At 70.6% G+C, this 20,856-nt stretch carries 20 protein-coding genes and 1 pseudogene; 7 read left to right on the top strand and 14 right to left on the bottom strand.

What is annotated here, in order from left to right; genetic code table 11:
* The first annotated feature begins 39 nt into the window (after window positions 1-39).
* Both ACFWX1_RS00505 and ACFWX1_RS00500 read left to right on the top strand, forming a co-directional pair.
* Window positions 40-891: a hypothetical protein gene (locus ACFWX1_RS00505; RefSeq protein WP_378382654.1), complete on the top strand. Its 852-nt coding sequence runs from the start codon at window positions 40-42 to the stop codon at window positions 889-891.
* Between the two features lie 14 nt (window positions 892-905).
* A complete protein-coding gene (locus ACFWX1_RS00500) occupies window positions 906-1,670 on the top strand; it encodes a crotonase/enoyl-CoA hydratase family protein (RefSeq protein WP_378382653.1) in 765 nt (254 codons plus the stop codon).
* 133 nt (window positions 1,671-1,803) lie between these two features.
* On the opposite strand, the gene ACFWX1_RS00495 is transcribed toward ACFWX1_RS00500, so the two are convergent.
* A complete protein-coding gene (locus ACFWX1_RS00495; protein WP_378382652.1) occupies window positions 1,804-2,082 on the bottom strand; it encodes a hypothetical protein in 279 nt (92 codons plus the stop codon).
* 137 nt (window positions 2,083-2,219) lie between these two features.
* Here ACFWX1_RS00495 and ACFWX1_RS00490 point away from each other — a divergent pair.
* Together ACFWX1_RS00490 and ACFWX1_RS00485 are read left to right on the top strand one after the other, a co-directional pair.
* Window positions 2,220-2,732 (top strand): annotated as a pseudogene (locus ACFWX1_RS00490) (GntR family transcriptional regulator); the annotation flags it as partial.
* 161 nt (window positions 2,733-2,893) lie between these two features.
* Window positions 2,894-3,370, top strand: coding sequence for a nuclear transport factor 2 family protein (locus tag ACFWX1_RS00485; protein ID WP_378382651.1), 477 nt, complete (start codon window positions 2,894-2,896; stop codon window positions 3,368-3,370).
* A 6-nt stretch (window positions 3,371-3,376) separates the two neighbouring features.
* On the opposite strand, the gene ACFWX1_RS00480 is transcribed toward ACFWX1_RS00485, so the two are convergent.
* The 11 genes from ACFWX1_RS00480 to ACFWX1_RS00430 all read right to left on the bottom strand — a co-directional run bounded on the left by ACFWX1_RS00480 (window position 3,377) and on the right by ACFWX1_RS00430 (window position 16,183).
* The gene (locus tag ACFWX1_RS00480) at window positions 3,377-4,846 is read right to left on the bottom strand and encodes an alpha/beta hydrolase (protein ID WP_378382650.1); all 1,470 of its coding nucleotides are present in this window, start codon (window positions 4,844-4,846) and stop codon (window positions 3,377-3,379) included.
* 151 nt (window positions 4,847-4,997) lie between these two features.
* Window positions 4,998-7,799 (bottom strand): LuxR C-terminal-related transcriptional regulator, encoded by a 2,802-nt coding sequence (locus tag ACFWX1_RS00475; protein ID WP_378382649.1) that lies wholly within the window; start codon window positions 7,797-7,799, stop codon window positions 4,998-5,000.
* A gap of 484 nt (window positions 7,800-8,283) precedes the next feature.
* Window positions 8,284-9,303, bottom strand: coding sequence for an ABC transporter substrate-binding protein (locus ACFWX1_RS00470; RefSeq protein WP_378382648.1), 1,020 nt, complete (start codon window positions 9,301-9,303; stop codon window positions 8,284-8,286).
* A 109-nt stretch (window positions 9,304-9,412) separates the two neighbouring features.
* Window positions 9,413-10,459, bottom strand: a complete 1,047-nt coding sequence (locus tag ACFWX1_RS00465) for a FecCD family ABC transporter permease (RefSeq protein WP_378382647.1) — start codon at window positions 10,457-10,459, stop codon at window positions 9,413-9,415.
* Window positions 10,456-11,496, bottom strand: a complete 1,041-nt coding sequence (locus ACFWX1_RS00460; protein WP_378382646.1) for a FecCD family ABC transporter permease — start codon at window positions 11,494-11,496, stop codon at window positions 10,456-10,458. The genes ACFWX1_RS00465 and ACFWX1_RS00460 overlap by 4 nt, the downstream gene beginning before the upstream one ends.
* A 109-nt stretch (window positions 11,497-11,605) precedes the next feature.
* A complete protein-coding gene (locus tag ACFWX1_RS00455; protein ID WP_378382645.1) occupies window positions 11,606-12,139 on the bottom strand; it encodes an HdeD family acid-resistance protein in 534 nt (177 codons plus the stop codon).
* A 171-nt stretch (window positions 12,140-12,310) separates the two neighbouring features.
* Complete coding sequence (locus ACFWX1_RS00450) at window positions 12,311-12,643, bottom strand: hypothetical protein (RefSeq protein WP_378382644.1); 333 nt, start codon at window positions 12,641-12,643, stop codon at window positions 12,311-12,313.
* Between the two features lie 96 nt (window positions 12,644-12,739).
* A complete protein-coding gene (locus tag ACFWX1_RS00445; protein WP_378382643.1) occupies window positions 12,740-13,513 on the bottom strand; it encodes an SDR family NAD(P)-dependent oxidoreductase in 774 nt (257 codons plus the stop codon).
* Entirely contained in the window at window positions 13,506-14,027 is a 522-nt protein-coding gene (locus ACFWX1_RS00440; protein WP_378382642.1) for a cupin domain-containing protein, read from the bottom strand. The genes ACFWX1_RS00445 and ACFWX1_RS00440 overlap by 8 nt, the downstream gene beginning before the upstream one ends.
* Before the next feature lie 79 nt (window positions 14,028-14,106).
* Window positions 14,107-14,637 carry a hypothetical protein gene (locus ACFWX1_RS00435; RefSeq protein ID WP_378382641.1) on the bottom strand — a complete coding sequence of 177 codons (531 nt, stop codon included), beginning with the start codon at window positions 14,635-14,637 and terminating at the stop codon, window positions 14,107-14,109.
* Between the two features lie 331 nt (window positions 14,638-14,968).
* On the bottom strand, window positions 14,969-16,183 hold the full coding sequence (locus ACFWX1_RS00430) for a macrolide family glycosyltransferase (RefSeq protein WP_378382640.1): 1,215 nt from the start codon (window positions 16,181-16,183) through the stop codon (window positions 14,969-14,971).
* A 71-nt stretch (window positions 16,184-16,254) separates the two neighbouring features.
* Here ACFWX1_RS00430 and ACFWX1_RS00425 point away from each other — a divergent pair, with 71 nt between their 5' ends.
* Both ACFWX1_RS00425 and ACFWX1_RS00420 read left to right on the top strand, forming a co-directional pair.
* Entirely contained in the window at window positions 16,255-16,863 is a 609-nt protein-coding gene (locus tag ACFWX1_RS00425) for a TetR/AcrR family transcriptional regulator (protein ID WP_378382639.1), read from the top strand.
* A gap of 52 nt (window positions 16,864-16,915) precedes the next feature.
* Window positions 16,916-17,212 carry a hypothetical protein gene (locus ACFWX1_RS00420; RefSeq protein ID WP_378382638.1) on the top strand — a complete coding sequence of 99 codons (297 nt, stop codon included), beginning with the start codon at window positions 16,916-16,918 and terminating at the stop codon, window positions 17,210-17,212.
* Between the two features lie 4 nt (window positions 17,213-17,216).
* Here the strand turns inward: ACFWX1_RS00420 and ACFWX1_RS00415 are convergent, their stop codons facing one another.
* Together ACFWX1_RS00415 and ACFWX1_RS00410 are read right to left on the bottom strand one after the other, a co-directional pair.
* On the bottom strand, window positions 17,217-18,461 hold the full coding sequence (locus ACFWX1_RS00415) for a cytochrome P450 (RefSeq protein WP_378382637.1): 1,245 nt from the start codon (window positions 18,459-18,461) through the stop codon (window positions 17,217-17,219).
* 14 nt (window positions 18,462-18,475) lie between these two features.
* A complete protein-coding gene (locus tag ACFWX1_RS00410; RefSeq protein ID WP_378382636.1) occupies window positions 18,476-19,822 on the bottom strand; it encodes a glutamine synthetase family protein in 1,347 nt (448 codons plus the stop codon).
* A 147-nt stretch (window positions 19,823-19,969) separates the two neighbouring features.
* Here ACFWX1_RS00410 and ACFWX1_RS00405 point away from each other — a divergent pair, with 147 nt between their 5' ends.
* Window positions 19,970-20,764 carry an acetoacetate decarboxylase family protein gene (locus ACFWX1_RS00405; RefSeq protein ID WP_378382635.1) on the top strand — a complete coding sequence of 265 codons (795 nt, stop codon included), beginning with the start codon at window positions 19,970-19,972 and terminating at the stop codon, window positions 20,762-20,764.
* The last annotated feature ends 92 nt before the right edge of the window (window positions 20,765-20,856 follow it).

Below are 20,856 nucleotides of genomic sequence, written 5' to 3'. Positions count from 1 at the left end.
CCCTGTCTCGGCGGCAGCCGCAACCGGCACGCTGAGCGCATGGACCCCAGCCCGACCCTCGCCCGGCGCTTCTGGGAAGCGCTCGAACCCCTGCACGCGACCGTGTACTTCGCCCCGGAACCCGCCGAAGTCGCCAAGGCGCTCGGCCTCCGCGGCTGGTGGATGGGGTACTTCGCCGGCCGGATCGCCCCGCTCGGCCCGCTCGGCGCCGCCCCGGTGACGTCGATGTTCTTCGGTTTCGCGCCGGGCATGGTCGAGCGGGCGCTGCCCGACGCGTGGGCGTACGCGGCGCCGGACGCCGTACTCGCGAGCCGGATCGACGCCGTCACCGCCGCCCTCGACCGGCTCCTGCCACCGGGTGACCGCGACAGGCTCGTCGAACTCCTCGAACGGGCCGTCGACGGGTGCCGCTACGAGGGCCGTCCGCTCGCGGCGGGCTGGTCGCGGGTCCGGCGCCCGGAAAGTGTGACGGGCAGGCTCTGGCTCGCGGCGACCGTGCTGCGGGAACACCGCGGCGACGGGCACGTCATCGCCGCGGTGCACGCCGGGCTGCGTGGCCTCGACGCGACGCTGACGCACATCGCGACCGGGAACGTCACCCGCGAGATCATCCAGCCCAACCGTGGCTGGAGCGACGCCGACTGGGACGAGAGCCGCCGCAGGCTCGTGGCGCGCGGGCTGCTCGACCGCACCGGCAGGCTCACCAAGAGCGGCGGCGTGCTGCGCAGGCAGGTCGAGGACACCACCGACCGGCTCGCCGCCGATCCGGTGGCCACGCTCGGCGAGTCCGGTGTGGACGAAGTCATCCGGCTGGCCGCGCCGCTGAGCCGCCACCTCGTCGACACCGGCGTCATCCCCCTCCCGAACCCGATCGGCGCCCCGCGCCCCTGACCCGGCAGGAAATCATGACCATCGCACTCGACCTCGACGACGCCGTCGCCACGATCACCATCGACCGGCCCGCCAAGCTCAACGCGCTCGACTACGCCACGATCGACAGCCTCGTCCGCACCCTCGACGACCTCGAATCCGACTCCGCGATCCGTGCGGTCATCCTGACCGGCGCCGGGGACCGGGCGTTCAGCGCGGGGGCCGACATCGGCGATCTCGCGGGCAGCATCGGGCGCGGCGCCGAAGCGGCACTACGAGAGATCGTGCGCCGGGGACAGGGGCTCACCCGGCGCATCGAGGAGTTCCCCAAGCCGGTCATCGTGGCGGTCAACGGACTGGCCTACGGCGGCGGCTGCGAAGTCACCGAAGCCGCTCCGCTCGCCATCGCCAGTGAACGCGCCACCTTCGCGAAACCCGAGATCACGCTGGGCTTTCCGCCGCCCTTCGGCGGGACGCAGCGGCTGCCCCGGCACGTCGGGCGCAAGCACGGGCTCGAACTCATCCTCACCGGCGACCCGATCGGCGCCGACCGCGCCGCGGAACTCGGCATCGTCAACACCGTCGTGCCCCACGAGGAGCTGCTCCCCGCCGCGCGCGAACTGGCCGCGCGCGTCGTCCGCCACTCCCCCGCCGCCGTCCGCGCATGCCTCGCCGCGGTGACGCGCGGGATCAACCTGCCGATCGACGAGGGCCTCGGCGTCGAAGCCGCGTGGTTCGCCGCGACCCTGCCGGACCACGGCGTGCCCAGCGGCGTCGAGCACTTCCTCGCCCGCCGGTAAGCACGTCTGTCGCTTGTGGATGGTCGGGAGCAGGGCCCCGGGAGCTAGGTCACCGGGGACCCGCTTCACCTCCCTCGTTCCGGAGCACCAGACATGGTCTGAGCTGACCACCCCGCGCACACTGCGAATGCAGTTAGTCGCCGCCACCGGGAATTATGATCAACCCGCGCTGCTGATCCGGTGCGGCATCCAGCGCCACCTTGACCGAGCGCCGACGGCAGAACTGATCGCGGATACCTTCAGTCCGGAAGGCGATCTCGAACACCACACCGTGATCATGCTGGTGCCACGACCACCGGACAGCCCGATCGGCAATCGCGGCATCGACCAGGGCGTCAGCGTAGGTGCGACGCCAAGCGCTCGCAGGGGTTTCCCCATCGAGCACCTCGATGAGCAGCCAAGGATCAGACACAGCTTCGACCGTATGCTCGCGAGCCGGGCGGCACTACCCGCATTTGCCGCGATTCGCGCTGTTCCGGACTTCCACCAAACTTGTCAACTCGTCATGGCGAGCTGACAAGCGCAATACTGGCATGCATGGTCGATCGGAGAACCAGGCTCTCCCGCGCTGCTCGTGAGCGGAACCGTGGCGCGTTCCTCGCCGATGCCGCCGCGCGCGGCTTCACGCCGTCCACCTCCGTGAAGATCCGCTTCGAACAAGCCGACCAGCGCGCAGCCGCCCATCTCGCCATCGACGAAGGCGCCGAGATCACCGTGAGAGATCGGGTGATGCGAGCCGACGGGCTGGTGGTCCAACTCGCGGTGTCGCGCCTTCCGCGCGAGCTGACGCGCGGCACCGCGATCGAGGACGTCGACACCGGACCCGGCGGCGCGTACGCGCGCCTTGAGGAATCCGGGCATCGGCTCGGCTCGTTCGTGGAGCACGTCGGCGCTCGGATGCCGACGCCGGATGAGGCGACGCTGTTGCAAGTGGCGGAAGGAGTCCCGGTCATCACCGTGACCCGGGTTGCTTACACCGAGGACGGTAAGCCGGTGGAGATGAACGACATGGTACTCGCCGCCGACCGTTACGAACTGTCCTACGAGTGGCCAGCCGACTGACCGGTCCGGCGCTTCACTTGTCTGTCGCTTGTGGACGGTCAGAAATGGTGCGCAGCCGGGAGGTAGTCCCCCGGTGCCTCGCCCAGGGACACTGGTGCACATCCCGGCCGGGTCCGCCCCACGACGGCGAGCCCGGCGCGCCCGCGAGGAAGACCGCAGCCATGAGCAGCACGCAGAAGGTCCGCCAGAACGCCAGAGCGCTCTTCACCCGGCACCTCCGGCTTCTCGCGGCCGGGCGCGTCCGCGAGTGGGTGGAGCTGTTCGCCGAGGACGGCGCGCTCGAACTCGCCTTCTGCCCGCCCGGTATCCCGTGGCGCTACGCCGGGCACCGGGACCTGCACGAGTATCCGCGGTACATCCGGCAGCACGCGAAGGCTCGCTTCTCCCCGCCCACGTTCCACGCCACGGAGGATCCGGAGCTGGTGATCGCCGAGTACCACAGCCGCGGCGTCGCCGTCACGACCCGGCGCGCGTTCACCCAGACCTATCTTTCCATGGCGTATATCAGGAAATGCCGGATCACCCTGCTCCGGGACTTCTGGAATCCGCTGGTCGTGCTGGACGCCTTCGGTGGCCCCGAAGCCCGCGATTACGCACTCGGCGCCCCCGCGGAGTCGCGGGAGCGCCGAGCAGCCTGACAAGGATCAGAACGTCGCCACGTCGGGCGGCACCGGCAGGTCCGCCCGCGCCGACGCCGGGCGTGGCTCGACCGCGCAGTGCGTCCCGCGCGGCGGCACCGCGCCGGTGAACAGGTACTGATGGATGTACTCACGCGAACACTTGCTCACGAAGTACATCCCGTGCCCGCCACCGTCGTAGGTCACCAGCGTCATCCCGGTCTGCTTCTCCATCGACTTCGCCCACGGGTAGGCCGTCGCGGGGTCGTGCCGCGCGTTGGTGATGAGCAGCGGCGGCACATCACGGCTCAGGGTGAGCTTGTGCGGCGGGTTGACCGGCGCGGGCTGGCCCGCGCACACCAGCGCCCACGGGTTGTAGCCGTTGAACCGGATGTTCGGCGAAACCTTGCGCAGACCGTCGTCCAGCTTCTTGAACTCCTCGTATCCGGACACCCGGTATGCCCAGTCGTTGCACCAGATGGCCCTGGTCGGGTTCGGGGCGGTCGGCGCCGCGGCCAGCAGCTCCGGCTTGGTCCCGCTGTCACGGAGGGTCTTCAGGAAGGTCCCGAGAACGGCGAACTCCTCGGACAGCGTGTAACTCTCGATGTGCGCCGCCAGACGGGGCCCGTCGTACTTCTGCGCCGGATCATCCGGATCCGGCAACGTGCCCGCGTCGGCCCGGTCGTAGAGCTCCCGCACCAGTTTCTCGACGTCCTGGCCGTGCAGCGCGCACTCCGGCTTGTCGGCACACCACCGCACGAACTGCCGGAAGACCTCTTCACGCGCAACGCTTTCGGTGCGCACGAAGTCCCAGTTGCTGGTCATGCTGTGGTCCATCGTCGAATCGAGTACCAGGCGCCCGACGTTGCGGGGAAAGAACTCCGCGTACTGCTGGCCCCGCAGAGTCCCGTACGAGACACCGTAGTAGTTGAGCTTGCGCTCGCCGATCGCCGCGCGGATGGCGTCCATGTCCCGGACGTCGCTGCGCGTGTCGACGTGGTCGTAGATCGGGCCGCTGAGCTTGCGGCAGTCGGCGATGTACTGCTTGCTCTTGGCCGTCAGGTCCCGGAACTGCTCCTCGGTGGCAGGCCACCCCCGTGGCTCGGGACCGTCCGGGCAGGCGATCGGCTTGCTGTCGCCGATACCCCGCGAGTCGTAACTGATGACGTCGTAGTGGTCGTAGACCGGATCGGCGAGGATCTTGCCGTGTTTCAGGCTCTTCGCGCCCGCTCCGCCGGGCCCGCCCGGCCCGTACATCAGGGTGCCCAGTTTCTCCCCGGTGCCGGTCCCCTTGCGCCGGGCCAGTGACAGTTCGATCCGCTCGCCACCGGGCTTGGCCCAGTCGAGGGGGACGGCGAGCCGCGCGCAGTCCACGCCGGGCGCGTCGGCGCAGGGTTTCCAGTCGATGGCCGGTGGGCTCGCCGACGCCGGAGCGGCGATCAGCAGTGGTGCGGCGAGCGCCAGCACGACCGCACCGGAAAGCAGAGAACGTCGCATGAGATTCCCTTCCTCCCTGTAAGTCTTTGGTGACTGTCAGGGAGAAACCGACACTATCGACGGCGATGAGAAGGTTTCATCGGCCATCAGGCCGGTTCACCTCATCCTCACGGCTTAGCCCGAACGGAGCAGTCTTCGGCCTCCGCCCGGGTCAGCGGCCGGGCGCGATTCTGGCGAGGTCGACGCGGGACTGGATCCCGAGCTTGCGGTAGATCTGCCGCAGGTGGAATCCCACGGTGTGCGGCGACACGAACAGCTCGCTGGCCACCTGCCGGTTGGTCAGGCCCCGCGCCACCAGCCGCGCCACCTTCTCTTCGGTGTCGGTCAGGCTCGCCCAGCCCGTTTCGGGCCGCGGGGCGTGGTTCCAGTGCCGCCGCCGCACCCCGAGGCCACGCAGCCGCCGCCGGACCCGCGCGGCGTCCCACGCCGCGCCGGCCGCTTCGTAGGCGTCCATCGCCCTGGCGAGTCCGGCGATGCCTGCCGGGCGGTCGGTGCCGCACCGGAGCACACCGGCGTCCTCGATCGCCGAAGCGCGGACCCACGGGTCCGGGTACTGTCCGGCGACCTCCGCGATCGCCGCGGCGTCCCGGTCCAGCAGCGCGCGGGCATGGCTCGCGGCGACGCCGAACACCGGATAACCGGGATTGGCCGCGCTGACCGCCTCGGCCGCTTCGGCGAACTCCCGGCCGATGTCGGGGCGTTTCGCGGCGAGCGAGGTCCGGACATACCACGCCGCCGCGGCGGGATCCGCCAGGATCAGCCCGCGCCGCTCGCCCGCGCGGAGCAGGATCTCCAGCGCCGCCGCGGCGTCACCGCCGGCAGCGGGCACCTGCGCTGCGACCCGGCAGCGCAATGTCCACAGTGGATGGTCCGGGTCCGTGGGCACGGATTCCTCGAGCGACCGGACACGCCTGCCCGCGACGGCGACATCGCCCCGCCGCAACGCCACCAGCACCCGCACGGCGTGCAACGTGGGCAGGGTCAGCAGCATCTGCGTTTCGTGGAAGTGCGCGACCGCTTCGGCGGCGGCGGACTCGGCGCCGTCCAGGTCACCGCGCAGCAGCCGGACCCAGCCGCGCAGGACCAGTGGCACCGACGCCACCACCTTCGCGCCCGCCGCGGAGATGACGTCGTTCATCTCCGCGATCACCGCCTCGGCCTCGTCGAGCTGGTGTGCCCGCACGAGCATCCAGGCCTTCTGCCACAACGGATACGCCGTCAGCGCACCGGAAAGCCGCCGCCAGCGCTCCACCGACCGCTCCATCGCGCGGAACGCGTCCCCGATCCGGCCCGCGTTCCAGCACGCCGTCGCCCGGACCGCCAGCGCGGTCGCCACCAGATCGTCGCAGCGCGGGCCACCCGGCTCGGCGAGCAGCCCGTCCGCCGTCCGTTCCGCGGCCGGCGAGTCCGAAAAGGACAGTGCGGTCAGCCGGACCACGTCCGGGCAGGGCGTCCCGCAGTCGCGCTCGTCGTCCGGGGCCCGGCGCGGTTCCGGCGCGAGCGACAACGCCTTCCGTGTCTCCCCGCGCAGCACCATGATCGTGGCCAGGTTCGCACGCACCGACTGCTCCTGCACTCCGGCGGGGACACCGCCGACGACCCGGTCGGCGACCTCGGCGGCCCGGTCGAGACTGCCCGACCGCATCAACGCCGTCATCGCCGTGGTGGCCAGCGCGAAGTGCTCCGGCGCCCCGCGTTCGGCGATCTCCATTCCCCGCAGCGCGAGCGTGGCCGCCGTTTCGGGCGCGGCGGCCAGCAGCCGGTTCGCGGCTTCGGCGATGGTCGTGATCGCCTCGGTGTCCCCGGGCTCGGCGCAGCGGACCAGATGACAGGCCGCCGCCGCTTCGTCGGCGGACTCGCCACCGCGGGCCAGGTGCATCGTCGCCGCTTGACGGTGCAGCAGCGCGAGCAGGTGCGCGGGCACCAGCGCCAACGCGGCCCGCCAGAGCAGATCCGCGCGGAAGGCGAACCCCGCGCCCCGGCCGGCCAGGATCCCCTCGGCCTGTGCCTCCCACAGGGGACGCAGCAACGCCGCCGGTGATTCGTCGAGCATCTCCGCCAGGTCCCGCGCGGTGAACGACCGGCCGAGCACGGCCGCCACCTGCAGCAGCTGCCTGCTCGCCATCGACAACCGGCCGAATCGCTCACGCATCAGCGCGAGGAAGCGCTCCGGCAGCCGCGTACCCGCGTCCGCGACCGAGGACGGCCTGGTCAGCTCCCCCGCCGCGAGCCGCGCGACCCCGCCGTCGAACTCGAGGGCCCGATCGGCCCGCAGTCCCTCGAACAAGGCGACCACCGCGCCGGGCGAGCCGTCGAGACACGCGCTCAGCGCCACCAGGTCCGGGTCCGGGCGGGCGCCGAGCAGATCACCCGCGATCTCCGCCACCACCGCGGCGGGCAGCGCGTCGAGTGGCTGGATCCATTCCGCGTGCCCGGCCCGCGCCAGCGCCTTGAGCAGCAGACCGTGCGGCGACCGGCCGTCGCCGGCACGGGCGGCGAGGAGCCAGACGACCGGGGCGGCGGCGAACCCGCCGGTCACGCTCCCGAGCGCCGACAACGTGAGCGCGTCCAGCTCGTGCAGGTCGTCGACGGCGACCACGACCGGCCCCTGCCGCAGCCGGTCCCGCACGAGCCGGTGCAGCCGCGCGGTGTGCCGGGCCAGCCGGTCGATTTCCCGCGCCGTCGTGCGGGTTTCGTCCGTTTCCGGACGTGCGCCGTCGGTCGGCGGTTCGTGCGCGATGCGATCGACCACGGAGAAGCCTCGACTCTCGGCCAGGCACACGGCTTCGCGGATCAGCCGGGTCTTGCCGCTTCCCGCCGGGGCATCCATCAGGAGGATCCGGCCGCGTCCGTCCTCGGCCGCGGCCCGCAAGGCCGCCGTGATCTGTGCCCGCTGCGCCGCGCGGCCGCGCACCGGCCGCGGCGAATTCGATTCCCGCCCTGCGTTCGCCATGATGAACCTTCGGTTATCGCTGCTGCCGTTCGTCGTTCACGCGCAGCGCAACCAGCCGAACCCTCCCCTAGCGCGCGGGCCGTATCGGCCTCGAACAAGAAAAATCCGCCGGTCACCGCGACAATCCGGGGTTCCGGCGGAAGGTGCAGGGAGCAGGATCTCGGGAGCGGCGCGGAAATGTCAAGCCCTGGAAGTCGGACCACTCCCGCGGCGGCCCCTTTTTACCTCTTACGGCCGAAAGCGACCGAAACCGGAACGACCGTCACGGCCATTTGTGCGGCCGGGATGAATTCGAGCGGCCGATAGGATCATCCGACCATGAACGCGTCGTGTGACTCGCCTCTCCGGACTTCAATCGTGCCGGGGAACGGGAAACCCGATTCCGCTGCGTGAGCGATGTCGTGACACTCCGTCGACCCCGGTGCCGGACGAGAACGGCCGGTGCCCGCGAGCGCGAGCACCAGCCGAATGGCGCAAAACGGGGTTAACCGAGGCTGCGGGCGAGGTCGTCCAGGACCTTCATCGCGCCCGCCGGCCCGAGGCCGAGGAACCACACTTCGTCGTCGACGCGGACAGCGTGCTTCGCCTTGACCGCGCCGAGCCCGGCCCACAGCGCGCCGCCGGTCACGGTCTTCTCGTCCTGACTCGGACCGGCGCCGTAGCTCGAATAGAAGATCCAGTCGGCGTCGGCCTGGTCGATGCGTTCCGCCGCGACCTGCGTGGCGAGATCGGCGATGTTCTGGTTGTCCGGCCTGGCGAGACCGACGTCCTTCAGTATTACGCCGATGAAGGAAAGATTCCCGTACAATCGGATGTTGCCGGACAGAAAACGGACGAGGGAGATCCTGGGGTTACTGGCGATTCCCTTCTTCACCTCGTTGGCGCGGTTCTGGTAGCCGTTGAGCAGTTCGACAGCCTTGCTCTCCTCGCCGAGCGAAGCACCGGCCAGCAGGAGGTTTTCCTTCCACGGGAAACCGGGGCGGATGCTGAATACGGTCGGCGCGATCTTCGACAGTTTCGGGTACAGATCGTTCGCGCGCAGTTTGCTGCCGAGGATGAGATCCGGGTTCAGCCGGGCGATCGCCTCGAGATTGAGGTTGTCGATCTTCCCGACCGCCGGGATGCCCTTCGCCCGGTCGGCGAGATAGGACGGGACGCCGTCGGCGCCCGCGGTCGTGGCCATCCCGACCGGCGTGACCCCGAGCGAAAGCACGTCGTCGAGTTCGCCGCTGTCGAGTACAACGACGCGCGCCGGCTTCTTCTCCAGCTTCGTCTGCCCCAGCGCGTGAGTCACGGTGCGGGGGAAGACCCCCGGGCCGACGTCGGCGCCGAGTTTCGCGGTGGCCGTGTCGGCGGTGCTGAAGAGCTTCCCGCCCTTCGCGACCTCGGTGTCCCCGACGCCTGACGAGCTTTGCGGAGCGGGCTGCCCGCAGGCCGCGACGAGGCCGCCGAGCGCCACCACAAGCGCCGTGGCGATCGTTCTCGTCCTGGTTCTCGCATGCATGCGATCGCCTCGCTCCGCGAGACTGTGCCCAATTCCCTTTTGGCGCATGGTATCCATGATTCGCTCGCAAGCGTCGCTCATGGGTGTTCTCTCTTTCTCTTGCACGGCTTCAGATCCGGCCCGCCCGGTTCGCCCTCGCGAGCAGCAGCAGGAGGTACGGGGCGCCGACCGCGCCCGTCACCACGCCGACCGGGAGCTGGGTGGTGCCCAGCAGATGCGCGGCGGCGAAGTCACCCGCCAGCGTCACCAGCGCGCCGGTCAGCGCGGCCGGGACCAGTGAGGGGCGAGCACCGCCGGCCAGCCGGGTGGCGATCGGATTCGACACGAACGCGACGAACGCCACCGGCCCCGCCGCGGCGGTGGCCAGGCTCGCCAGCGCGACGCCGATCAGGATGAGCCCCAGCCTGCCGCGTTCGACGGCGACGCCGATCCCCCGCGCGCTGTCGTCGCCCAGTTGCAGGGCCGCGAGCGTGCGGCTGAGCAGCAGGGCGAGCGGGACGAGAACGGCCATGCCCAGCGCCAGCGGCCCGACGTGCTCCCAGCCCCGGCCGTTGAGATTGCCGGTCAGCCACACCAGCGCCTGCTGGGCGAGCTGGACGTCGGCCCAGGTCATCAGGAACGAGATCACGCTGGACAGCACCGCGGCGATCCCGATGCCGACGAGCACGAGCCGGTAGCCGTTCATCCCGCGCCGCCAGGCCAGCAGGTAGATCGCCGCCGCGGTCACCACGCCGCCCGCGAGCGCACCGGCCGACACGATCGCGCCCGACGCGCCGAACACGACCAGGCACACCACCCCGGCCGCGCTCGCCCCCGAGGTCACGCCGACGACGTCCGGGCTGGCGAGCGGATTGCGCAGCAGCCGCTGGAACAACGCGCCCGCGAGCCCGAAGGCGACCCCGACGAGCAGGCCGCACACCGCGCGCGGCAGCCGCAACTCGGTCACCACGTACACGCCGCGCCCGGTGCCCGAACCGGTCAGAATCCGGAGCAGGTCCGGAATCGGCACGGTGAAGTCGCCGACCGAAAGAGAGGCGCCGAACACGATCACGACGGCGGCGAACAGGAGCAGCGAAACCGTCCGGGCGCGCCGGACGCCGTGTCTGCGGGCGGCGGTGACGACACGGACGGCGTCGGCCGCGGCGGTGCGGTTCACAGTTGCGCCAGCTTCCGGCGCCGGACCAGCACGACGAACACGGGCGCGCCGATGACGGCGGTGACGATGCCGACGGCGACCTCGGCGGGCCGGAGCACGACGCGGCCCACGACGTCCGCCACGAGCAGGAGCAGCGGTGCGAGCACCGCGGAGTACGGCAGCAGCCAGCGGTGGTCGGGGCCGGTGATCAGCCGGGCGACGTGCGGCACGGTGAGCCCGACGAACCCGATCGGCCCGGCGATCGCCGTCGCCGATCCACAAAGGACGATCACGCCCAGCGCGCACAGCAGCCGGGTGAGCACGACGTTCTGGCCGAGCGCGCGGGCGAGGTCTTCGCCCAGCGACAGCGTGTTCAGCATCCGGGCCGAGCCGAGGGCGAGCACCACGCCGACGGCGAGGAACGGGAGCACCTGTCCGATCGCGGCCGGATCGCGGCCGGTCAGCGAACCGACCTGCCAGAACCGGAACTGGTCGAAGGTCATCGTGTCGGTGAGCAGGACACCGCTGGTCACCGAGGCGAGCGCCGCCGTCACCGCGGCTCCGGCGAGCGCCAGCTTCACCGGTGTCGCGCCCTCGCGGCCGAGCGAGCCGATCGCGTAGACGATGGTGCCCGCGACCGCCGCGCCGAGAAAGCCCAGCCAGACGTACCCCGTGACGCTGGTCAGCCCGAACGCGGTGATGCCGAGCACGACGAACAGCGCCGCCCCCGCGTTCACCCCGAGGATCCCCGGATCCGCGAGGGGGTTGCGGGTGACGCCCTGGATCACGGCTCCGGCGAGGCCGAGCGCGACCCCGGCCAGCAGGCCGATCAGCGTGCGGGGCAGCCGCAGGTCGCGGACCACGACGTGGTCGGGGTTCGCCGGGTCGAAGTGGATCAGCGCGTCGAGCACGGTGCCCGGCGCGACGCCGCGGGCGCCGACCGCGATGCTGAGCACCACGGCCAGCGCGAGCACGGTGACGAGGACGAGCAGCCCGGCGGCCAGCGTCACGCCACGATGGCGATGCCGGACCTCGGTGTGCGGAGGGTTTTCGTGCACGCTCGTCACGAGCGGCGCCGGCGTCGGCGTCGGGGCTGGGTCATCACGGGCTTCCGGGTCGGTCGTTAGGCGCGCCTACCCTAACCCGCGTTGCCGGGTGCCCGGCGCTTCACACCGCGGTGCGTGACGAGCGATACAGCTGGAAGGCGAGCACGAGCATGATGACGCCGAAGACCAGCGCGTAGATCCCGGCCATCAGCGCGATGAAGACGGCGCCGGCGTCCGGCCGGATGAAGATGAGCACCCCGAGCACCACCGACAGCGCGCCCGCGATGCCGAGGAACAGCTCGCCGCGGATCCACTTGCGCAGCCGGATCGCCGTGCTGATCTCCATGATCCCGGTGACCACCGCCCAGATCCCGACGAGCAGCGCCAGCGTCAGCGCGGTGATCGCGGGCCACACCAGCGTCAGCACCCCGGCGATGATGCCCAGCACCCCGGCGATGATCGTGCCCCAGCGCCGCTCGGCCTCCTTCGGCTCGGCGAGCAGCGCGATGCCGTCGATGATCGCGTAGATCCCGAACACGAAGGCCAGCGCGACCGCCGTGACGCCGGGCCACACCAGGGCCAGGACGCCGAAGAGGATCGCGAACACACCCCGGACCACCAGCAGCGCCACCGCCGCGCCCGAACCACTCACCACGTCGACCTCCCTGTCCGTGACCGGCCGATCACGAACCTAACCCCGGTCCCGTGCCACCGCCCGTCGAAGCCACCACCCGAGCAGGGGATTTTCAGTGTCGAGCCTCGGCCCTCGCCGTGTCGAGGGCCTTCCCGTACTCCTTTCTCTCCACTGTGGACGGAACGGCCCTGGTCAGGCGGCGTGGCGGCAGGTCGGGCAGCTGCAGTCCGAGCAGACACAGTGCGCGCAGTCGTCCGCGCAGTGCGCGCACTGACAGGTCGCGTGGTTGCACGTGGGGCAGCTGCAGTTCGCGCAGTCGCACACCGCGCAGCTGTCCGAACAGTCCGGGCAGGAACACTTCGTGCATTCGTCGTAGTGGACGCCGCCGGCGTCCCGATGTTCGCGGTGCAGGTGTCCATCGTGGACATAGTCGACGTGGTCGTCGTGCAGCACGGCGTCGTGGCCGCAGCCGGGTCCGTGCGTGTGCCGGTGGGTTTCCGCGGCGGGGTGTTCCAGGGTGGTCATCGTCAGTCCTTTCGGGACGGTCGAGTGGGCACCCCTGACGGTCATATGCACGTTCACGCACGTCAAATCGGGAGACTCCGGCGTCCCCCGATCAGGTCACCAGGTCGGCCGCGCGCCGATCCCGCCGTCCACCACGAGGTTGTGCCCGGTGATCCAGGAAGCCATGTCCGAGGCGAGGAACACGCAGGCGTCGCCGACGTCCCGGCCTCGTCCGGCACGGCCCAGCGGCGCGGCCCGGTTCCACCGTTCGAGTCCTTCGGGCCAGTCCTCGGCCAGGCCCGGCCGGTCGATCAGGCCCGGGGAAACGCTGTTGACGCGGACGCCGAACTCGCCGTATTCCAGCGCGGCCGCCCGCGCGTGCATGATCAGCCCGGCCTTGCTCGCGCTGTAGTGGGCGTGGCCGGGTGCCGGTTGCGTGCCCTCGATCGAGGCGATGTGCGTGACGCTGCCGCCGCCGTGCTCCCGCAACGCCGTCACCGCGGCCTGGGTGCACAGGAACGCGCCGGTCAGGTTGACGTCGACCAGCTCGCGCCAGCTCGCCGCCGACATCGTCGCCAGCGGCTCGACCGGCTGGATCCCGGCGTTGTTGACCAGCGCGTCGAGCCGTCCCGCCGCGGTCACCGCCTGTTCCACGATCCGGTGACACGTCCGCTCGTCGGTGAGGTCGCCGCTCACGACGAGGGTCTTCCCGCCCTCGTCGGCGATGCGTCCGGCGAGTGTCGTGGCGTTCCCGGCGCTGCGGTGATGATGGAGCACCACCGCGGCACCCGCCCGCGCGAACCGCAGGGCGATCGCCTGCCCGATCCCGCCGCCCGCGCCGGTGATCAGCGCGACCTTTCCGGTCAGGTCCGGCAGGGCGGGGTCACGCATCGGGGTCCTCGGTCATCCGCCGCCCGGCACCGGGACGGCACAGCGCGCGAATCCTGTCGGCGGCCGAGGGATACCGCGCGACGAGTTCCTCGGCGTCGCCGCCTTCGTAGTCGTCGGGCACGAAGCCCGGCGCCATCGTGGTCCCGCACAGCGACCAGTGCCCGCCGGGCGCGACCTGCGCGCCCATCCACGTTCCGGCGGGCACGGTCAGCTGGATGTGCTGTCCCGCCGCGTGCCCGAGGATCTCGACGTGCGCCTCGCCGTTTTCGGGCAGCAGCAGGAGTTCGAGCGGATCACCGCGGTAGAAGTGCCAGACCTCGTCGATCGGCAGCCGGTGCATCGCGGAGAACAGCCCGCCGGTGGCGAACAGCGCGATGATCGCCGAACCCGCCGGGCGTCCGGTCCCGTCCACGGGGCCCGCCCAGGTTCGCCGGAACAGCCCGCCCTCGACCGGCAGCGGTTCGAGCCCGTACTGCCGTGCCACCTCCGCCACCGTCGTGTCCACGATCGCCATTACCGCCCTCCGACGTACCGGTCGCCGGTCAGCCTAGTTACGGCTCGCCGGCACCGGCGAACCGGACCCGGCCGCACCGCTACTGCCGGAGCAGATAATTCCGGAAGGGATCCAAGCGCCTCTGGTGCGCACCGCCGCCCGGACATCTGCCGAGCGTCGGATTGCCGGCGAAGAACAGACCCGAACATTTGATGCAGATGTCCCAGTTGCTCTGACCGCCGGGACCGTCCATTCCGTCCGGCAGCGACTCGATGCGGTACTGCCCGGAGCCCAGCGTGCTATGTCCCGGCCCTGGCGACCCGTTCGGACAACGGCTTGCCGTTTGCCCTCGCACCACATGCCAGAAGATCGACCACAGGCCCTGGCAATTGTGACACCAGACCCACCCGTCTTCTCCCGCGCCGCCGTCGGAAGTGAACTTGAGGACGTAGTTACCGCTGCCGTTGCTGTGGTGACCACCGTCGAACAGATCGCCCGCAGGACAGCTGCCGCGCGTGTTGTTGCCGGAAAACCACAACCCGGCACACCTTTCGCACCATTTCCAACCGCCCTGACTGGCCCCGGCGGGCGTGGCCGCCGCTACCGAAAGCGCACCGATCGTCGCGGCCACACCCGTGACTCCGCGAATCACCTTCCGCCGTGATATCACCCCGCGCGACCCGGACGGCGTTCCGGGATCTTGTTCCGGAGAATCCATTTCCACCAACGCCCTCCAGACGTGGAACAGGGACATTTCACCCCCGTGCTCGCCGAAGGTAGCACCGGCCCCGATACGACACAATGCGGCGATCCGGCGCCCCGGAACAATGGTGATCCGGGGTGATAAAAAGACCGGGAACCGTTACATGAAGTGCGGCACGGACAAAGATCGCCTACACCGCGAACATTGTCCATGATTACCGGGCACGTTGTTCCGATCTTTCGGCGACGCCGGCGAGACGCTAGGCTCCTAGGCGATTCTGGATGGCCTCGGCTGCCGCGACCGCTCCCCCGCCCTCGCCGAGAGACGCGCCAGCCTCCTTCGCCGCCACCCGCAACGAGGGGTCCGTCAGGGCTCGTTCGACGGCGGTCCGCAGCTCCCCGGCCGGGACGGGACGACGGGACATCGCGTGCCGCAACACCGTTCCCGCCCCGCGCCCGGCGACCTTCCGGCCGATGATCAGCTGTTCGGCCTGCTGCGGGACCACGACCAGCGGCACGCCGCGGGCCAGCCCTTCCAGTGCACTGTTCATCCCGCCGTGGGTGACGAACGCCGACGCGTGCCGCAACACCTCGCGCTGCGGGACGGAAGCGCGGACCAGCGTGCCCGCCGGCGGGCGGCCCAGCCCGGCCGGGTCGACGCCGCCGGTCGCGATCAGCACGCGCGCGGGCAGGTCGCCCAGTGCCTCGAAACAGGCGTGGAAGAACGCGCCGCTGCCCGCGTGCAGGGTGCCCAGCGAGACGAGGACCAGTGGTCCGGGCTCGTCGAGGAACGCGGCGAGTTCGGCGTCGGGTGCGCTGTCCCCGCCCTCCGGAAAGGTGGGACCGACGTAGTGGCAGCTCGCGTCGATGCGCGGGTCATCACCCTGCAGCCAGCGCGGGATCGGGAAGATCGTGACGTCGCCGCGCATCGGCAGAGTCGGCGACGGCGGATAGATCCGCTTCCCGAAGCGCCGCACCACCCGCTGCTTCGCCGCCACGGTGCGGGGCAGGTCCCGGATCGTCGGCCCGAGGAAGCAGGCCCATTCGCGGGCGGTCAGGCAGGAGAGATCCTTGCCGCCGACCAGGAACGTCGTCATCAGCGAGATCATCGGCACGCCGAGGCTCGCCGCGGCCATCCGGCCCCAGATCGCGTTGGAGTCGAAGGCGATGGCCGCGGGCGGGTCCCCGGCCAGCTCGTCGCGCAGGAACGGCAGCAACGACTCGGTCGCCCGGAGCACCCGGGTGACGACTCGCAGCGTGCTGCCGGACTGCGTGGCCTCGGCGATGCCGGCCACGCTGATCGTGCCCGGCGGGTAGGCGCGGAACTCGCATCCGGCGCGTTCGACCGGCGCGCGGAACTCCTCGCCGGTGTAGTACGTGACCTCGACTCCGCGCCGCGTCAGCTCGCGCATGATCGGCAGACTCGGGTTGACGTGCCCCCACGCGGGCATGCCCGCCATCACCACTCGGCTCATGACGCCATGAAACTACACTCGATGTAAGTTCGCAATGTGTTCACGAGTACAGGTGATGTAACGTCCTGGGCATGGACGAGTCCCGGCGCGAACGCAAGAAGCGGCAGACGAGACGGCTGATCGCGGACACGGCAATCAGGCTGTTTTCGGAACAGGGGTACGAACAGACCACCGTCGCGCAGATCGCCGCGGCCGCGGACGTGGCCACCAAGACGTTCTTCAACCACTTCCCCAGCAAGGAGGCCGTGCTGTTCCCCGACACCGGGCGCAACGCCGCCGTCGCGGTCGAGGTCATCGCGGGGCGGAAGCCCGGCGAGCCGGTCGCCGACCTCCTGGCCCGCGCCTACGAGGCCATGCTGGCCGGCTATCGCGCCGAAAGCGCCGGACGGGACGACCGGACGCTGATGGAGCTCTACACCCGGCTGATCATGACCGTCCCCGCCCTGCAGGCCAAGGCGCTGCGCCTGGAATTCGCCGAACAGCGGACGATCGCCGGGGCGCTGCGCGAGGCCTACCCGGACACGCTGGACGCGATCAGCGCCGCCGCGGTGGTCGGCGCCATGGCCGGGGCCGTGCAGGGGGCGGCGCTCACCAGTCTCGAAGCCGGTCAGTCCGAAAAGGACTTCTGGAAGGCCATGCGGCGTGGCATCGACATCGGCCTGTACGGTCTGGGCGGCTGACCTCCGCCGCGTGTCATCGGGATTTCATCGGCGGCACCTAAGCTTCGCCGCGATGCGAAAATTCGTGAAGGTCCTGACGGTGATCAGTTTTCTCCTGTGCGTCGCGGGTGCGCTCCTGTGGTGGAAGCACACCGGCGCGAACCCGGTGTGCGACGGGAAGGACATGCGCCCCGGCGACGTCTGCCAGCGGATCCGCGCCGGTACGTCGATGAGCTACGACGAGGCGAAGGCGTCGCTGGAGGACTCCGTCCCGGTCGACATGGGACTGTTCTTCGGCGGCGGAGCCGTCTTCGTCCTGTCCCTCATCGGCGGCGTCATTCTGCGACGGGCGAACACCACGACGTCCTGACGAGTTACCGCGCGGTCACGCTGACCGGGAGGTCCTTGAGGCCGTTCACGAAGTTGGACCGCACGCGGCGGGGTGTCGCGGTCAGCCGGATCGAGGAGATCCGCGCGACGAGTTCGGTGAACATCAGCCGCAGTTCCAGCCGGGCGAGGTGGCTGCCGAGGCAGAAGTGCGGGCCGCCCTTGCCGAAGGCGAGGTGATCGTTGGGCGAGCGGGTGACGTCGAAGCGGTGCGGCTCGGCGAACACACCGGGATCGCGGTTGCCCGCGGCGAACCACAGGACCACCTTGTCCCCCGCCGAAATCCGCCTGCCGCCGAGTACGACGTCCACGGTCGCGGTGCGGCGGAAGTGGTAGACCGGCGAAGCCCAGCGGAGGAATTCCTCCACCTCGCCGGGGATCAGCTCCGGACGCTCCCGCAGGAGCACGAGCTGGCCCGGGTTCTCCAGCAGTGCGAGCATCGCGTGCGAGATGGCGTGCCGGGTGGTCTCGTTGCCCGCGACCACCAGCAGCAGGAAGTAGTTGCGGAAGTCCGTTTCGGACAGTGGCACCCCGTCGCGCGGCATCCGGTTGACCAGTTTGGACACCAGGTCCTCGCCGTCGGCGCCGCGGCGACGCGCGGCCAGTTCCTCCCCGTAGGCGAACACTTCGAGCGAGGCCGGGCTGCGGAACGGCAGGTGCCGGTACTGGTCGCTGTCCGTGCTGCCGAGCAGGACGTCGGCGTAGTCCGGGTCGGTGTTGCCGATGATGCGGTTGCCCCACTCGATGAGCTGCCCGGTGTCCTCGTCCGGGACGCCGAGCATGCGCGCCAGTACCCGGATCGGGAAGTCGGCGCTCACCTCGCGCACGAAGTCGAAGGTGCCCTTCGCCAGCGCGTTGTCCACTGTGGACGCCGTGAGCCCGCGCAGGAACGTCTCGTAGCCCGCGAGCCATCGCGGGGTGAAATCCCGTTGCAGCACCTGCCGCAGCGCCCGGTGCCGGGGCCCGTCGGTCTCCAGCATGGAACGCCGGATGCCGGCCAGGTCGTCATCGACCTCTTCGAGGTTGACGAACTTCTCCGAGGTGAACGTCGCGGTGTCGCGGAGGGCGCGGACGATGTCGGCGTGCCGGGTCAGGCTCCAGTAGCCGGCGCCGGAACGCTCGCGGGTCCATGACACCGGGTCGGTGCGGCGCAATGCGTCGAAGGCCTGCCAGGCTTCGCCGCGCTGGAAGAGGCCGAGGTCGTCGAGATCGGTACTGATCGCTGTACTCACGGTGGCCCCCGGGCTCAGAGGTGGTGGACGTACTCCCGCAGTTCCCAGTCGCTGACCCAGGCGCGGTAGCGCTCGACCTCGTCGCGCTTGAACGCGGTGAACGAGGACACCAGTCGTTTGCCGAGCTTCCCCTGCAACGCCGCGTCGGCCTCGAAGGCGTCGAGCGCGGCCGAAAGCGACGTCGGCAGCACGGGCGCCTTCGCGGGGTCGTAGCCGTAGCCGTCCAGGGGCGCCGGTGGCTCGGCTCCGGCCTCGATGCCCAATTGCATCGCGGCCAGTACGCCGCCGTAGAGCAGATAGGGATTCGCCGAACTGTCGGGCAGGCGCAGTTCCACGCGGGTCGCGTCGCCGCGCTCGGGCGGGATGCGGACCATCGCGCTGCGGTTGTCCAGGCCCCAGTCGATCAGCCAGGGAGCCAGGGTGTCGGGGCCGAACCGCTTGTAGGAGTTGACCGTCGGATTGGCCAGCGCGGCGAGCGCCGGTGCGTGCGCGAGCACCCCGGCCAGCGCGTGACGCAGCACCGCGGAAAGCCCGAACTGGCCGGCCGGATCGGCACCGGCGTTGACGCCGTCGGCGTCGGTCAGCGAGACGTGCAGGTGGAACCCGGACGCGCCCTCGCCGTTGAACGGCTTGGCCATGAACGTCGCCATCCGGCCCGCGCGCCGTTCCAGCTCCTTGATCGCGGATTTGAACCGGAAGGCGCGGTCGGCCGAATCCACGGCCGCCGAATGCGCGAGGTTGATCTCGAACTGGCCGGGACAGAATTCGTGGTTCCCCGCGGTCACCCCGATGCCGAGATCACGCAACTGCCGCAGGGTCGCTGTCAGGTGTCCGCCGGGGTCGCCCTTCGCGCCGGTGACGTAGATGTTGCCGGACTCGTCGCCGTAGCGCCGCCAGCCGTCCCCCTCCCGCTCCAGCACGAAGTACTCGAGCTCGGGACCCACCACCGGGAACAGGCCGGTGGCGTGGAACGCCTCGACGATGCCGCGCAGCACGGTGCGGGGCGATTCGTCGCAGGGCTCGCCGGAGGGGTCGAACACGTTGCCGAGGCAGGACGCGACGCCGTCCTCCCAGGGGACGTCGGCGATCGTGGTGAGATCCGGGAAGACCTTCACGTCCGGCAGGCCCGCGTCGAGCCCGCCCTCGACGTCGAGCGTCTCGCCCCGCGTCGTCGTGTGGTAGACGGCGCGGCAGAACGCGAGGCCGTGCTCCATCACCGCGGGCAGCTGAGCCACGAGCACCTCGCGGGACCGTTCGGTCCCCATCAGGTCGGGATAGCCCACGCGCAGGACGTCGATCCCCCTCGCCGTGAGGTCCTCGACGGCGCGGCGCACGGCATCGCGATCGGGCGGGGTGTCCATGACCGGCCTCCCGGGTTGTCGTTTGGGACCGAACTATAGGCCGGGCAATCGGGGCCGACAAGCCCCTTTGCTCGCCTTCTCCGCACGCCGGGGAGTTGATATCGTTAGCTACCAAACGTTCGTCTGCCGCTGGTTGGAGGCCGTCTCATGGCGCCGGTACGAGGATTCTTCTACCCCCGCACCCCGTCGGGGCTGGCGGCCCTGATCCCCCCGCCACCGTGGCACTATTCCGGCGACCTGCTGACGATCGAGTACCGCACCGATCCGGCGAAGGTCGCCGCCCTGCTGCCCGCTCCCCTGCTGCCCGCCGAGGAGGACCCCGGCGCGGTCGCGCTCATCTGGGCGGACTGGCAGTCCTGCTCGGCGGACGGCCGCCAGCTGCTCGACCCGGTTCTGGCGCAGTACAAGGAATGTTTCGCGGTGGTGCGCTGCCGGTTCGAGGGCAGGACGTACTCGCGCTGCGTGTACATCTGGGTGGACAAGGATTTCGCGATCGCGCGGGGGATCCACCAGGGCTACCCGAAGAAGCTCGGCTCGATCCACCAGACACGCCCGCATCCCTACGGTCCCGCGCCCCGGCTGGCGCCCGGCGCCCGCTTCGGCGCCACGCTCGCCGCCGGGGACCGCCGCCTGGCCGAGGCAGTGCTGACACTCGAGGCGGAGAGCGAGACCGGCGGGTTCGTCAACGGGCACCCGATGGCCCACCACCGCTGGCTGCCCGGCATCGCGAAGGACGCGCCGGACACCGTCGCCGAGCTGATCTCCTCGGGCGCCGCGGCGTTCGAGGGCGGGCCGGTCTGGCGGGGCAACGCGGAGCTGCGGCTGTTCCCGTCGCCGGCCGAGGAACTGGCCGAGCTGACGGTGGACGAGCCGATCGGCGCCTACTACCAGCAGATCGGCGTCGTCTGGGACGGCGGCTCGGTACTGGCGCCCCGGGTCTGAGCCGTGAGCTGAAGGGGGGGGGTGTGGGGGGGAGAAGAGAGCAGCAGGAGCCACAACACGCAGAGGAGAGCGACACACACCCGCAGAAACAC

The organism is Amycolatopsis sp. NPDC059021 (assembly GCF_042739895.1).
GTDB lineage: Bacteria > Actinomycetota > Actinomycetes > Mycobacteriales > Pseudonocardiaceae > Amycolatopsis.
The sequence above is the reverse complement of the archived record's forward strand: the minus strand, read 5'-3'. Positions and strand labels throughout refer to the sequence as shown.

Bases quoted from the DNA above. Each gene is read 5' to 3' on its own strand.
- ACFWX1_RS00505 (WP_378382654.1), top strand. From the start codon at position 40: ATGGACCCCAGCCCGACCCTCGCCCGGCGCTTCTGGGAAGCGCTCGAA.
- ACFWX1_RS00500 (WP_378382653.1), top strand. From the start codon at position 906: ATGACCATCGCACTCGACCTCGACGACGCCGTCGCCACGATCACCATC.
- ACFWX1_RS00485 (WP_378382651.1), top strand. From the start codon at position 2,894: ATGAGCAGCACGCAGAAGGTCCGCCAGAACGCCAGAGCGCTCTTCACC.
- ACFWX1_RS00480 (WP_378382650.1), bottom strand. From the start codon at position 4,846: ATGCGACGTTCTCTGCTTTCCGGTGCGGTCGTGCTGGCGCTCGCCGCA.
- ACFWX1_RS00475 (WP_378382649.1), bottom strand. From the start codon at position 7,799: ATGGCGAACGCAGGGCGGGAATCGAATTCGCCGCGGCCGGTGCGCGGC.
- ACFWX1_RS00470 (WP_378382648.1), bottom strand. From the start codon at position 9,303: ATGCATGCGAGAACCAGGACGAGAACGATCGCCACGGCGCTTGTGGTG.
- ACFWX1_RS00450 (WP_378382644.1), bottom strand. From the start codon at position 12,643: ATGACCACCCTGGAACACCCCGCCGCGGAAACCCACCGGCACACGCAC.
- ACFWX1_RS00445 (WP_378382643.1), bottom strand. From the start codon at position 13,513: ATGCGTGACCCCGCCCTGCCGGACCTGACCGGAAAGGTCGCGCTGATC.
- ACFWX1_RS00440 (WP_378382642.1), bottom strand. From the start codon at position 14,027: ATGGCGATCGTGGACACGACGGTGGCGGAGGTGGCACGGCAGTACGGG.
- ACFWX1_RS00430 (WP_378382640.1), bottom strand. From the start codon at position 16,183: ATGAGCCGAGTGGTGATGGCGGGCATGCCCGCGTGGGGGCACGTCAAC.
- ACFWX1_RS00425 (WP_378382639.1), top strand. From the start codon at position 16,255: ATGGACGAGTCCCGGCGCGAACGCAAGAAGCGGCAGACGAGACGGCTG.
- ACFWX1_RS00420 (WP_378382638.1), top strand. From the start codon at position 16,916: ATGCGAAAATTCGTGAAGGTCCTGACGGTGATCAGTTTTCTCCTGTGC.
- ACFWX1_RS00410 (WP_378382636.1), bottom strand. From the start codon at position 19,822: ATGGACACCCCGCCCGATCGCGATGCCGTGCGCCGCGCCGTCGAGGAC.
- ACFWX1_RS00405 (WP_378382635.1), top strand. From the start codon at position 19,970: ATGGCGCCGGTACGAGGATTCTTCTACCCCCGCACCCCGTCGGGGCTG.